15 protein-coding genes and 2 tRNA genes are annotated in these 12,826 nt (G+C 32.3%); 16 read left to right on the top strand and 1 reads right to left on the bottom strand.

Going from position 1 to position 12,826, the window contains the following annotated elements:
- Window positions 1–163 precede the first annotated feature (163 nt).
- The gene (gene radA / locus DMR38_RS20455; RefSeq protein ID WP_127723450.1) at window positions 164–1,519 is read left to right on the top strand and encodes a DNA repair protein RadA; all 1,356 of its coding nucleotides are present in this window, start codon (window positions 164–166) and stop codon (window positions 1,517–1,519) included.
- Between the two features lie 14 nt (window positions 1,520–1,533).
- Complete coding sequence (gene disA / locus DMR38_RS20450) at window positions 1,534–2,598, top strand: DNA integrity scanning diadenylate cyclase DisA (protein WP_127723448.1); 1,065 nt, start codon at window positions 1,534–1,536, stop codon at window positions 2,596–2,598.
- 39 nt (window positions 2,599–2,637) lie between these two features.
- Here disA and DMR38_RS20445 read toward each other — a convergent pair whose 3' ends face one another.
- Entirely contained in the window at window positions 2,638–3,042 is a 405-nt protein-coding gene (locus tag DMR38_RS20445) for a DUF1573 domain-containing protein (RefSeq protein ID WP_127723446.1), read from the bottom strand.
- Window positions 3,043–3,343: 301 nt separating this feature from the next.
- Here DMR38_RS20445 and DMR38_RS20440 point away from each other — a divergent pair, with 301 nt between their 5' ends.
- From DMR38_RS20440 to rplK, 14 genes are all read left to right on the top strand, one after another.
- A complete protein-coding gene (locus DMR38_RS20440; protein ID WP_127723444.1) occupies window positions 3,344–4,471 on the top strand; it encodes a PIN/TRAM domain-containing protein in 1,128 nt (375 codons plus the stop codon).
- A 3-nt stretch (window positions 4,472–4,474) separates the two neighbouring features.
- Entirely contained in the window at window positions 4,475–5,167 is a 693-nt protein-coding gene (gene ispD / locus DMR38_RS20435; RefSeq protein WP_127723442.1) for a 2-C-methyl-D-erythritol 4-phosphate cytidylyltransferase, read from the top strand.
- Between the two features lie 295 nt (window positions 5,168–5,462).
- The gene (gene cysS, locus DMR38_RS20430) at window positions 5,463–6,860 is read left to right on the top strand and encodes a cysteine--tRNA ligase (protein ID WP_127723440.1); all 1,398 of its coding nucleotides are present in this window, start codon (window positions 5,463–5,465) and stop codon (window positions 6,858–6,860) included.
- 26 nt (window positions 6,861–6,886) lie between these two features.
- Window positions 6,887–7,312, top strand: a complete 426-nt coding sequence (locus DMR38_RS20425) for a ribonuclease III domain-containing protein (protein ID WP_127723438.1) — start codon at window positions 6,887–6,889, stop codon at window positions 7,310–7,312.
- A 290-nt stretch (window positions 7,313–7,602) separates the two neighbouring features.
- Window positions 7,603–8,403 (top strand): 23S rRNA (guanosine(2251)-2'-O)-methyltransferase RlmB, encoded by an 801-nt coding sequence (gene rlmB, locus DMR38_RS20420; protein WP_127723436.1) that lies wholly within the window; start codon window positions 7,603–7,605, stop codon window positions 8,401–8,403.
- Entirely contained in the window at window positions 8,400–8,912 is a 513-nt protein-coding gene (locus DMR38_RS20415; RefSeq protein WP_127723434.1) for an NYN domain-containing protein, read from the top strand. The genes rlmB and DMR38_RS20415 overlap by 4 nt, the downstream gene beginning before the upstream one ends.
- Window positions 8,913–8,985: 73 nt before the next feature.
- A complete protein-coding gene (sigH, locus tag DMR38_RS20410; RefSeq protein ID WP_127723432.1) occupies window positions 8,986–9,627 on the top strand; it encodes an RNA polymerase sporulation sigma factor SigH in 642 nt (213 codons plus the stop codon).
- An 84-nt stretch (window positions 9,628–9,711) separates the two neighbouring features.
- Window positions 9,712–9,786: transfer RNA gene (locus DMR38_RS20405), tRNA-Gly, on the top strand.
- 9 nt (window positions 9,787–9,795) lie between these two features.
- A tRNA-Thr gene (locus tag DMR38_RS20400) sits at window positions 9,796–9,871 on the top strand.
- An 82-nt stretch (window positions 9,872–9,953) separates the two neighbouring features.
- Window positions 9,954–11,147: an elongation factor Tu gene (gene tuf, locus DMR38_RS20395; RefSeq protein WP_127723411.1), complete on the top strand. Its 1,194-nt coding sequence runs from the start codon at window positions 9,954–9,956 to the stop codon at window positions 11,145–11,147.
- Window positions 11,148–11,332: 185 nt separating this feature from the next.
- On the top strand, window positions 11,333–11,482 hold the full coding sequence (gene rpmG / locus DMR38_RS20390) for a 50S ribosomal protein L33 (protein WP_013240706.1): 150 nt from the start codon (window positions 11,333–11,335) through the stop codon (window positions 11,480–11,482).
- Window positions 11,483–11,543: 61 nt separating this feature from the next.
- Window positions 11,544–11,756, top strand: a complete 213-nt coding sequence (secE, locus tag DMR38_RS20385) for a preprotein translocase subunit SecE (protein WP_175413150.1) — start codon at window positions 11,544–11,546, stop codon at window positions 11,754–11,756.
- A 41-nt stretch (window positions 11,757–11,797) separates the two neighbouring features.
- Window positions 11,798–12,319 (top strand): transcription termination/antitermination protein NusG, encoded by a 522-nt coding sequence (nusG, locus tag DMR38_RS20380; protein ID WP_127723429.1) that lies wholly within the window; start codon window positions 11,798–11,800, stop codon window positions 12,317–12,319.
- Between the two features lie 70 nt (window positions 12,320–12,389).
- Complete coding sequence (gene rplK, locus DMR38_RS20375) at window positions 12,390–12,815, top strand: 50S ribosomal protein L11 (RefSeq protein WP_127723427.1); 426 nt, start codon at window positions 12,390–12,392, stop codon at window positions 12,813–12,815.
- Window positions 12,816–12,826 lie beyond the last annotated feature (11 nt).

Here is a 12,826-nt window from a genome sequence, read left to right as displayed (position 1 = left end):
AATTTGGGACGCCTGTTTTTATCCAAGCGTACGTTCCGAGCAGCTACGTCCCTGGATAACGATTTCTAAGCATAAAATGGAGCTAAAACTCCATTTTATGCTAAGAACTCTGTTTATATAAATTTAGCTATTTTTATTGATTTATACAGGAAGAGATGATTCAATGGTAAAGAAAAAAACGGTTTTTATATGTCAGGAATGTGGATATGAATCTCCAAAGTGGCTGGGTAAATGTCCTAGTTGTAATAAATGGAACTGCATGGTAGAAGAGATTAAGTCCCCTCAGGAAGTAACATTTTCTGATATGAAACTTAGCAGCACACCCAAGAGTATAAATAATATAAAATCCAGTGAATACGAAAGGCTAGATACTGGTATAATGGAATTGAATAGAGTTCTTGGAGGAGGTATTGTAAAAGGTTCAATAACACTTATATCAGGAGCTCCTGGTATTGGAAAATCGACTTTGCTTTTACAGACGGCCAGTAATATTGCTGAAAAGTATGGAAAAGTGCTGTATGTCTCAGGAGAAGAGTCAGAAGAACAGATAAAGATGAGGGGAGATAGACTTGATTCTTTGTCTAATGATCTTTATATAGTTTCAGAAGTTAATATTGATAAAATAAAGGCTCATATAGAACAAACTAAACCCGTATTTGTAGTAGTGGACTCTATTCAGACTTTATTTAAAGAATCTATTAGTTCAGCACCGGGTAGTGTGTCTCAAGTAAGAGAAACTTCTAACGATATTATGCGTATAGGAAAGTCTAATAATATATCTTTTTTTATAGTGGCACATGTTACAAAGCAGGGTGAACTAGCAGGACCTAGGGTACTAGAACATATGGTGGATACTGTACTGTCTTTTGAAGGAGAAAGAACAGGAGAATTAAGAATTTTAAGAACTGTAAAAAATCGTTTTGGTACTACCAGCGAAATTGGTGTATTTGAAATGGCTGGAAGCGGGCTTAAAGAAATATTAAATCCTTCTGCAGCGTTTTTAGAAGATAGAGAATTTCAAAAAGAAGGTTCTGTAATTATTGGTATAATGGAAGGAAGAAGACCTATACTAGTAGAAATACAAGCATTGGTTAGCGAAACTAAAGCAGTTATGCCAAGGAGAACAGCCGTTGGAGTAGATGTCTCTAGATTAAATTTAATTTTAGCAGTACTTGAGAAAAAACTTAGGATTACATTTTATAATTGTGATGTTTATGTAAATGTAGTAGGAGGACTTAAGATAGAGGGAACTTTTGGAGATTTAGGCCTTGCCCTTGCACTTATATCTAGTGCTAAATCTAGGGAAATAAAGCTAGATAATCTTTTGGCAGTAGGTGAAATTGGACTTACAAGTGAAGTTAGACCAGTATCGTTTTGTGATAGAATTGTAAATGAAGCAAAAAAAATGGGATTTAGGAATATAATAATACCAGATAGAAATAAGGGAAAGGTAAATTCTAAAGATATAAATGTTATAGGTATATCCTCCTTGAAGGAGGCATTAAATAAAGTTTTTTAATTAGGGTGATGATTTTGAGATTAGAAAAAGATAAAGAACTTAAAAGTATATTAAAACTTTTAGCTCCAGGTACTCAACTTAGGGAAGGTCTTAGAAATATTTTGAGGGCTAAAACCGGTGGGCTTGTAGTTTTAGGAGACAGTGAACAGATAATGAAGGTGGTAGACGGTGGATTTGCCATTAATTCTGAGTATAGTTCTTCTTATATATATGAGCTTGCGAAAATGGATGGTGCTATAATATTAAGCAGTGATTTAAAGAGAATATTATACGCAAATACTCAACTTATTCCAGATTCATCTATTCCAACTTTTGAAACTGGAACAAGGCATAGAACTGCAGATAGAGTGGCTAAACAAACAGGGGCCATAGTTATTGCTATTTCTCAAAGGAGAAATGTAATAACCGTATATAAAGGATATATTAAATATGTACTGCAGGACAGTAGTGTTATGCTTGGAAGGGCTAATCAAGCACTGCAAACTTTGGAAAAGTATGTTTCTGTACTTGATGGGGTTGTTAACAATCTTAATATTTTAGAGTTTCAAGACATAGTAACACTATTTGATGTAATGACGGCTATCCAAAGAACTGAAATGGTGATGAGAATAGTATCGGAGATTGAAAGATACATATGTGAACTTGGAAATGAAGGAAGATTAATTTCAATGCAATTAAACGAATTAATTAAAAGCGTTGAAAGAGATGGAATATTTATGATAAGAGATTATTGCCAAAGTGGTATGGACTATGATGAAATATATAAGCAACTTCAAGAAATAAGTTCAAGTGAACTATTCAATCTGGACAATATTTCTAAATCTTTGGGATATGCAGGAGCTCCTCTAGTTGATACATTGATATCCCCAAGAGGATACCGGATGTTAAACAAAATTCCTAGGATACCAACTAATGTAATAGAAAATTTAGTGAAAAATTTTAAGGAGCTTAAAGGTGTTATGGAAGCGTCCTATGAGCAGCTTGATAAAGTTGAAGGAATAGGAGAAGCTAGGGCCAGAGCTATAAAGAATGGATTGAGAAGGCTTAGAGAACAGATCATGATAGACAATAAATTTTAAGCACAAAATAATATAGCTGGTATTATTTTGTGCTGGAAATTATCTGAAGGAATATTTACCTAGAGTATTTATTTTGTCGTATTCTTTTAAAAGTATGTCATATAGATTTATATCCAGTGTATTACATAAACAAGTAAGATAAAATAAATTATTTCCTATTTCATTTTGTATTACATCTCTACAATTGTCACATAGCTTACCTTTTACATGTGTACTTAAGCAAGATTTTAGAGATTCAATATCCAAAGTATTATCTTCGGATGGAATATGTTGTTTCTTACCACAAACTTCTATACATCCGCAATTAGTAATGGATTTTGCAACAGCTCTATTTATTCTAGCATTTGATTCCTGAAGTTTCGTAATTATATCTAAAATACTCTTATGCCTTAATAAAGATTCACTTACTGCGTTTTGAAAATTATCAAAAATTATATCTTTCATCAGGTTCAACTCCTTATATATTTAGGATATTATTTGTAAACTTAAGTTAGTACTAAGTAAAATTGCTCTATGAATATATAATAAACCAAGAATAAATTTATGAATAGGGGGATTGTCATGTGAAATAATGGACAAAAATGTTTATAAATTTTATTTTTTGGTATAATTATCTAAAGGGGCTTGTTAAATTAAGGACGTAAAGTAAATAATTTATTAAATAAATTTGGTTTTATTGAAAAATCCAATTTATTAATATATAGTAAATGTAATGAAAAACATCAATATAGGGGAGGTGAGTCTATTGTTAAAAAAAATACTGAGAGGACTTTTTACAATAATAGGCTTAATATTAGGATATTTGCTAGGAAAGAGTGCGTTAAGTTCTAGCTACTTTGTTAAAATATTTTATTTAGGAAATAGTCCAGTTAAACAATTTTTATTTTTATCTATATTAACTTTGTTTTTTGGAATCATGTTATTTTTAATATCACCATGGATTAATTCAATTATTATGAAAACTATGGATTATATCGAAAAGAGCCTTCAAAAACTTCCTGCAGTAGAAATATTATTAGGTGTTTTGGGAGCATTAATAGGACTTTTAATATCAGCAGTATTTCTTAATTTGTTAGAAAAGATACCGGTTGTGGGGACTGTACTGGCGGTAATAGTAGCTATACTTATGGCTGCTTTAGGTGCAAATATTGCTATACGAAAAAGGGAAGAATTAATGTCCATGTTTTCTAATATAGCCACTGGTATAGCAACTAAAAGACTTCAGGGAACTAGAGAAAAAAAATCTAAAGGGGAGCACCAACGTGCACATAAAGGTTATCCTAAGGTCTTAGATACTTCTGTAATAATAGATGGAAGAATATTTGATATATGCCAAACTGGATTTATAGAGGGACCACTTGTAATTCCAAACTTTGTACTAGCAGAATTAAGACATATAGCTGATTCTTCAGATGGATTGAAGAGAACTAGGGGAAGAAGAGGATTAGATATATTAAATAAGATACAGAAAGAATTAAATATTGACGTTCAAATATATGAAAAAGATTTTCCAAACATACCTGAAGTAGATGCCAAACTTTTAAAACTATCACAAGTTTTAGATGGAAAAGTATTGACTAATGACTACAATTTAAATAAAGTTGCGGAGTTCCAAGGAGTACCAGTACTTAATATAAATGAACTTGCTAATGCGGTGAAACCTGTTGTACTTCCAGGAGAAGAAATGAATGTACAAATAATTAAGGACGGAAAAGAATCAGGACAGGGTATTGCATATTTAGATGATGGAACAATGATAGTTGTAGAAGGTGGAAAAAAGTATATAGGAGACACAAAAGATGTGGTAGTAACTTCTGTATTACAAACAGCAGCAGGAAGAATGATATTTGCAAGACAAAAAGGAGATTTATAACCTATGAATGGTAATTATGCTATTATTGTAGCTGCCGGCAAGGGAAAAAGAATGGGAACTACTATTAATAAGCAATTTATTAAAATTAAGGGGAAGCCTATATTATATTATTCCATAAGGGCATTTTCCATAAATCCTCTTATAGATGGAATTATACTTGTATGTGCAGAAACTGAGATAGAATATTGTAAAAGAGAAATAATAGATAAATATGGACTTCAAAAGGTAATTAAATTAGTTGCTGGTGGTAAAGAACGTCAGGATTCGGTATTTAATGGATTAGAAGTTTTAAAAAAAGAAAACTGTAGTGTTGTTCTAATTCACGATGGAGCTAGACCTTTTGTCACTAGTAAAATTATTGACGATGGAATAAAATATTCTAATAGGTATGGGGCTTGTGCTTGTGGAGTTAGGCCTAAGGACACACTAAAAGTTAGGGAAGAAAGTGGATTTTCTTCTTCTACATTAGATAGAAAAAGTTTATTTGCAGTTCAAACTCCGCAGTGTTTTAAATATGATTTGATTTATGGATGTCATAAAAAATTAATGAATGAAAAAATATGTGTTACTGATGATACTATGGTAGTAGAGTATTATGGAAATAAGGTTTATTTGTACGAAGGCAACTATGAAAATATAAAAGTGACCACACCAGAGGATTTGAATATAGCTGAAAGTATAGTTGAAAAATACTAAAGTAAGATAAAGACCTATAAGCTTCCATGATGTTATGGATGCTTATAGGTTTTCCTTATCTAAAGCAAGAGGGATAAAAATATTAATAGCACTTAAATAAGTTACAATAATGTGATAAAATATTTAGGGAATTTAAATCAAAATTAGAGTAAGAATTTTGTCCAATAGGTATCTATTCTAGATGAAAAATTGTAAGGATTCTATGGATAAGAATTTTATTTGGTGTAAAAAACTTTATTTATATTTTTATTTAGTTTATATAAATAAGCAAACTAAACAAGGAGGCCAAAATATCATGAAAATTTTTAATACAATGACCAGGAAAAAGGAAGAATTTGTTCCGTTGAATTCCAATGAAGTAAAAATGTATGTATGTGGCCCTACAGTATATAATTTTTTCCATATAGGCAATGCCAGAACTTTTGTCGTATTTGACACTGTTAGACGATACCTGGAGTACAAGGGATATAAAGTAAGATTTGTACAAAATTTTACAGATATTGATGATAAGATGATAAAAAAAGCACAAGATGAACATATAACTGTAAAAGAACTGGGAGATAAGTTTATAAAGGAATATTATAAGGACGCAGATGCTTTGCACATAAAAAGAGCTACTGTAAATCCTAGAGCTACTTTATATATAACAAAAATTATTGAATTTATAGGAGATTTAATAGATAGAGGCTATGCCTATGAAATAGATGGGGATGTCTATTTTAGTACAAAAAAATTCAGCAATTATGGAAAACTTTCTGGACAAAATATAGATGATCTTAGGGCAGGAGCTAGAATAGATGTTGATGAGAGAAAGAAAGATCCTATGGATTTCGCAGTTTGGAAGGGACAAAAACCTGGTGAACCTGCATGGGAAAGCCCTTGGGGAATGGGAAGACCAGGATGGCATATAGAATGCTCCTGTATGGCGCATGATTTACTAGGAGAAACTATAGACATACATGCAGGTGGGTCTGATTTAATGTTCCCCCATCATGAGAATGAAATAGCTCAAAGTGAAGGTAGAACCGGTAAAACATTTGCTAGGTGTTGGATGCATTCTGCTTTTGTAAATGTAAATAACCAAAAAATGTCAAAATCATTAAACAACTTTTTTACTGTAAGGGAAATTTTGGAGAAGTACGAACCGGACGTAATAAGAATGTTTATGCTATCAGGTCATTATAGAACTCAAATAAATTTTAGTATGGAACTTTTAGATTCTACGAAATCAGCGTTAGATAGATTGTACAATTCAATAACAAATTTAGAAAGTATTTTAGATAATAAAAAAGACATACTAATTTCAGAAAATGAAAAAGAATATAGAAATAAATTAGATAAATATAAGCAAAGATACATTGAAAAGATGGACGATGACTTTAATACAGCAGATGCTATATCTGTAATATTTGACCTTGTAAAGGATATAAATGTAAACATAAATAAGGATTCCTCTGCGGAAGTAATTACGAATTGTCTCAATTTAATAAGAGAATTGGGAGCCCCACTTGGAATATTACAGCAATCTAAGAGAGGAAGTATTGAAAAAGACATTGAAGCTTTAATAGAGAAGAGACAAATAGCTAGAAGTGAAAAAAACTGGGCACTTTCTGATAAAATAAGGGATGATTTGAAGACACAGGGAATAGTATTAGAAGATACACCAGAAGGAGTAAGATGGAAAAGAGTATAGAGATTATAATTTAACGGGGGATAAAGATGAAAAATGATTTGTTAAACATAAGAATGAGTGAAGCAGAGGTAAGACAGATGAGTCCCCTTGTACTTGCGTTTATTGGAGATGCTGTATATGAGGTGTTTGTAAGAACTTACTTAGTCAGTGAACACAGAGATATGTCTGTACATAATTTGCATGTGGAAGCTATAAAATTTGTAAAGGCCCATTCTCAAAGTGAAGTTATAAAAAAGTTGGAACAAGAGTTATCTGACAGTGAAAGGTATTTTTTTAAAAAAGGACGAAATGCTAAATCGGGGACAGTTCCTAAAAATGCAGATGTACAGGAGTATAGGTTTGCAACTGGATTTGAAACATTAATTGGTTTTTTATATTTAATAGATAACAGAGATAGATTAAATTATTTATTTAGGCTTATAATAAACTTGAAGAATAAAGGGGAATTCTAATTGGCGTTAGAGGTTAATTGAATATACGATTAATTTGTTTATCCGATGACTACCTGCTCTAATAATCCCACGCACTCTGTGAGAGCGACTATCACCAAATCGAAGATTTGGAATATCTGCTTTTCTCCAAGTGGGATTAAAGAGCAGCTGTGTTCCTGGATTGTGGACCTTCCTGTGTATGAATATTGCTTGGAAGGAAAAATGACTTGTGGAAAGTTACAAGAGATACGAAAGAAATATAAGGTAGATAAAAAAAGTAAATAGGAAATTGAGGTATAAAGGGTAGGATTATGAAAAATAAGTATAAAAAGTCAACGAACTTGACAGATAAAGTTGAGTTTAGAGAGGATTTAATTGAAGGCAGAAATGCAGTTATTGAAGCTTTAAAATCAAGCGATACAACTATAGAACAGATTTTTCTTGCAGAGGGAAATATGTCGGGTTCTATAAATATAATACTTGCTAAAGCTAAAGAAAAGCATATAGTTGTAAAACAGGTGGATAGAAAAAAGTTAGATAAAATTTCACAGACAGGAGCACATCAAGGAGTAATTGCACAAATAACCCCTTATAAATATTGTCAAGTAGAGGATATATTAGAATACGCTAAAGAAAAAAAAGAAGCTCCTTTTATAATTGTATTAGATGAAATAGAAGATCCCCATAACTTTGGCGCAATAATAAGAACTGCTGAGATATGCGGTGCTCATGGAATTATAATACCTAAAAGAAGAAATGTGGGAATTACGCCTGTGGTATATAAATCTTCTGTAGGAGCAGCAGAGTATATGAAAATATGTAAAGTTACAAATTTAAATACTACAATAGAAAAATTAAAGAAAGATGGCATATGGGTATATGGGGCTGATATGAGTGGAGAAAATTATTGCTTTGATGTTGATTTTAAGGGACCTGCGGCTTTAATAATAGGAAGTGAAGGAAGAGGAATAGCTAAACTAACTAAAGAAAAATGTGATGTACTGGTAAAGATACCTATGGTAGGAAGAGTGTCATCCCTAAATGCTTCTGTGGCAGGTGGCATATTGATGTATGAAATATTAAAGCAGAGAATAAAATGTGGTAGAAGTTGAGAAACATTTTTGTAGATGGATATAATGTTATAAATAGTTGGCCTAAGTTAAATAATATAAAAAATTATAGTCTTGAAACCGCAAGACAGTCGCTTATAGAAACTTTAAGCAATTACTCGGTATATAAGGACTATAAAGTTTTTATAGTATTTGATGCCCATATGGTATCGGGAAGCTTAGAAAAAAAAGAGAAAATTAATAAAAATGTTGTAGTAGTATTTACTAAAGAAAATGAGACGGCAGATAGTTTTATAGAAAGAACTGTAAATAATATAGGACGTAAGAATGAAGTATTTGTAGTAACTTCTGATTCGTTAGAACAGCAAGTAACATTTCAGAGAGGTGCTGTTAGGATGTCCTCTATTGAATTTTATCATGAAGTTAATAATGTAGAGAATCATATAAAAAATAAAATTGAAAAGAGATATCACGAACAAAGAAATACTTTGGAAGATAGTATAAAAGAGGATATATTGGAAAAACTTGAAAAGATTCGTAAAAGTGACTAAAATGTATTGACTATAAATTTACTTTTAATGTATAATTGTAGCAGTGGTTTATAATTGTGTTGGAGGGGATATCTTGGATAATGGGAGTTATAATGCTAGGAAAGTTTCCCCCTTTGAAGAAAAATTAGATGAAGAAATAGTTATTGAGGCAAAAAAAGGGGATGTAAGTGCTCAGGAGTACCTGATAAATAAGTATGGAAATTTTGTTAAGTCAAAATCAAAATCATATTTTTTAATTGGTGCGGATAAGGAGGATATCTACCAGGAAGGTATGATAGGTTTATATAAGGCCATAAGGGATTTTAAACCAGATAAGTTATCATCTTTTAAGGCTTTTGCAGAACTTTGCGTGACCCGTCAAATAATAACTGCTATAAAAACTGCTACTAGGCAGAAGCATATTCCATTAAATACATATATATCTTTAAATAAGCCTATATATGATGAAGAATCAGATAGAACTTTATTGGATGTTTTGTCTGAAACTAAGGTGGAAGATCCCGAAGAACTTGTAATTAGCAGGGAAGAACTAAATCATATACAAAGTGAAATAGGGGAAGTGTTGTCAAATTTAGAAATGGAAGTACTTATGTCTTATGTCGATGGAAAGTCATATCAAGAAATTGCATGTGATTTAGATAGACATGCCAAGTCTATAGATAATGCTTTACAGAGAGTTAAAAGAAAATTGGAAAAATGTTTAATTCATAAATAAAAAATAGTATATTGACAAAAAAATATACTTGTATTAGAATTAATAACTGATATGTTACTTTTGATATTTAATTGAAGTTTATTGGCGGGAGTAGTTCAGTGGTAGAACACCAGCTTCCCAAGTTGGCCGTCGCGGGTTCGAGTCCCGTTTCCCGCTCCAAGAGAAATTGCCCATGTAGCTCAGTAGGCAGAGCGTCACCTTGGTAAGGTGGAGGTCACCAGTTCAATCCTGGTCATGGGCTCCAATAATGATGTATAAAGTTTTTACAACACACCAGGATGAGTTTACTTAAATAAGATGTGTATAACCAACAAGGAGGAAGAGTAATGTCAAAAGAAAAGTATGAAAGAACCAAACCACATGTAAACATAGGAACAATAGGACACGTAGACCATGGTAAGACAACATTAACAGCAGCAATAACAATGGTATTATCAAAAGAGGGAAAAGCAGCAGCAACAAAGTATGATGAAATAGATAAAGCACCAGAAGAAAAAGAAAGAGGAATAACAATAAATACAGCTCATGTAGAATATGAGACAGATAAGAGACACTATGCTCATGTAGATTGTCCAGGACATGCAGATTATGTAAAGAACATGATAACAGGAGCAGCACAAATGGATGGAGCAATTCTAGTAGTAAGTGCAGCAGATGGTCCAATGCCACAGACAAGAGAACATATATTGTTAGCAAGCAGAGTAGGAGTACAGTATATAGTAGTATTCTTAAATAAGTCAGACCAGGTAGACGATCCAGAATTACTAGAATTAGTAGAGATGGAAGTAAGAGAATTATTAAGTGAGTATGGATTCCCAGGAGACGACGTACCAATAATAGTAGGAAGTGCGTTAAAGGTATTAGAGAACCCAGATGATCCAGAAGCAACAAAATGCATACATGAATTAATGGATGCAGTAGATGAATATATACCAACACCAGAAAGACCAACAGATAAGGACTTCTTAATGCCAATAGAAGATGTATTCACAATAACAGGAAGAGGAACAGTAGCAACAGGAAGAGTAGAAAGTGGAGTATTAAAAATCGGAGACGAATTAGAGATAGTAGGATTAAAGGAAGAGAAGAAGAAGACAACATGTACAGGAGTAGAGATGTTTAGAAAACTTCTAGACCAGGCAATGGCAGGAGATAACATCGGAGTACTATTAAGAGGAATACAGAGGGACGAAGTAGAAAGAGGTCAAGTACTAGCAAAACCAGGAACAGTACATCCACATAAGAAATTTGTAGGTCAGGTATATGTACTTAAGAAAGAAGAAGGTGGAAGACATACACCATTCTTCAATGGATACAGACCACAATTTTACTTTAGAACAACAGATGTAACAGGATCAATTGCATTACCAGAAGGAGTAGAAATGGTAATGCCAGGAGACCACATAGACATGAACGTAGAACTTATAACACCAGTAGCAATGCATGAAGGATTAAGATTTGCAATAAGAGAAGGCGGAAGAACAGTTGGATCAGGTGTTGTTACTACAATAACTGAGTAATATTTTAGGGACTGGGTTTCTAAATCCGGTCCCTTTGAAAGTAAAAAATTAGATAGTATCTGTTTATATTTTTAAGCCATTGACATAAAAACTAAGTTGTGATAATTTAGTTAAGTAATGCATGATTTTGAAAATAAATTTCTAATTGATTATGTTTGTGAGCTATATTAGGAGGTTAGAGAGTAATGAGAGTAAAAGTGATACTAGCGTGTACAGATTGTAAACAAAGAAATTACAATACAATGAAAAACAAGAAAAATGATCCAGATAGATTAGAAATGAAAAAGTATTGTCCTTTTTGTCATAAACACACAGTTCATAAAGAAACTAGATAATATTGTAGAGGCACATATTAAATTGTTTTGAGGATGTGAGCAAATGGGTGCAAACGGTGATATGAAAAAAGTTGATAAACAGACAGCACTTGAAGGTGGGTTCTTTAATTTTTTTAAAGGACTAGTATCAGAATTCAAACGGATAACTTGGGCCTCTAAAGAACATACAAAAAAAGCTACAATTGCCGTTGCTATATTTTGTGTTATTTATGTGGTGATTGTTGGAGTTATAGATTTTGGATTTAATTCTTTAGCTAAGATTATTATGAAATAAAAAGGAGGTAGGGACTAAGAAATAGTTTTGTCCCTAGAGTTATGTCAGATAAAGCTAAGTGGTATGTAGTTCATACATATTCTGGTTACGAAAATAAAGTTAAAGTTAATCTTGAAAAAACCATAGAAAATAGGAACCTTTATGATTGGATAGATGATGTTCAAGTTCCAATGGAAGAACAAGTTGAGATTAAAGATGGAAAAAAGAAAATAACCTTAAAAAAAGTATTTCCGGGATATGTTTTAATACACATGATAATGACTGATGATTCTTGGTATATAGTTAGAAATACTAGAGGAGTTACAGGTTTTGTTGGACCTGGTTCTAAACCTGTTCCACTTACGGATGAAGAAGTAAGAGATATGGGAATTAGCGAAAAACCAATAAATGTAGATATATCAGTAGGAGAAAATGTAAAGGTGAAATCAGGACCGTTAGAGAACTTCTTAGCTGTTATCCAGGAAATAAATACTGAGAAAAGAAAAATTAAAGCTTTAGTTAATATGTTTGGCAGGGAAACTCCTGTTGAACTTGATTTTAATCAAATAGAAAAAATAGAATAATGCATAAAGCAAAAGTTTATAGTAAGTGGGAGATGTATTTATACATAACCACATATAGGAGGTGTATATTATGGCTAAAAAAGTAGTAGGAATGATAAAACTTCAACTTCCTGCAGGAAAAGCAAGCCCAGCACCACCAGTTGGACCAGCACTTGGACAGCATGGTGTAAATATTATGGGTTTCTGTAAGGAATTCAATGCAAAGACTGCTAAACAGGCAGGATTTATAATTCCAGTAGTAATTACTGTATATCAGGATAGATCTTTTAGTTTTATACTAAAGACCCCTCCAGCAGCAGTATTACTAAAGAAAGCAGCAGGAATAGAAAGTGGATCTGGTGTACCAAATAAAACTAAAGTTGCTAAGGTAACTAAAGATCAGGTAAGACAGATTGCTGAAACAAAAATGCCAGATTTAAATGCTGCATCAGTTGAAACTGCTATGAAGATGATAGCAGGAACTGCAAGAAGTATGGGAATAACTGTAGAAGACTAGTTAACCAAAAT

Origin of the sequence: Clostridium sp. AWRP (assembly GCF_004006395.2) — a bacterium.
Taxonomy (GTDB): domain Bacteria; phylum Bacillota; class Clostridia; order Clostridiales; family Clostridiaceae; genus Clostridium_B.
The sequence above is the reverse complement of the archived record's forward strand: the minus strand, read 5'-3'. Positions and strand labels throughout refer to the sequence as shown.

Coding starts and splice junctions, on each gene's coding strand:
- rlmB (WP_127723436.1), top strand. CDS start 7,603: ATGAAAAATAAGTATAAAAAGTCAACGAACTTGACAGATAAAGTTGAG.
- DMR38_RS20445 (WP_127723446.1), bottom strand. CDS start 3,042: ATGAAAGATATAATTTTTGATAATTTTCAAAACGCAGTAAGTGAATCT.
- rpmG (WP_013240706.1), top strand. CDS start 11,333: ATGAGAGTAAAAGTGATACTAGCGTGTACAGATTGTAAACAAAGAAAT.
- radA (WP_127723450.1), top strand. CDS start 164: ATGGTAAAGAAAAAAACGGTTTTTATATGTCAGGAATGTGGATATGAA.
- tuf (WP_127723411.1), top strand. CDS start 9,954: ATGTCAAAAGAAAAGTATGAAAGAACCAAACCACATGTAAACATAGGA.
- cysS (WP_127723440.1), top strand. CDS start 5,463: ATGAAAATTTTTAATACAATGACCAGGAAAAAGGAAGAATTTGTTCCG.
- secE (WP_175413150.1), top strand. CDS start 11,544: ATGAAAAAAGTTGATAAACAGACAGCACTTGAAGGTGGGTTCTTTAAT.
- nusG (WP_127723429.1), top strand. CDS start 11,798: ATGTCAGATAAAGCTAAGTGGTATGTAGTTCATACATATTCTGGTTAC.
- rplK (WP_127723427.1), top strand. CDS start 12,390: ATGGCTAAAAAAGTAGTAGGAATGATAAAACTTCAACTTCCTGCAGGA.
- DMR38_RS20425 (WP_127723438.1), top strand. CDS start 6,887: ATGAAAAATGATTTGTTAAACATAAGAATGAGTGAAGCAGAGGTAAGA.
- ispD (WP_127723442.1), top strand. CDS start 4,475: ATGAATGGTAATTATGCTATTATTGTAGCTGCCGGCAAGGGAAAAAGA.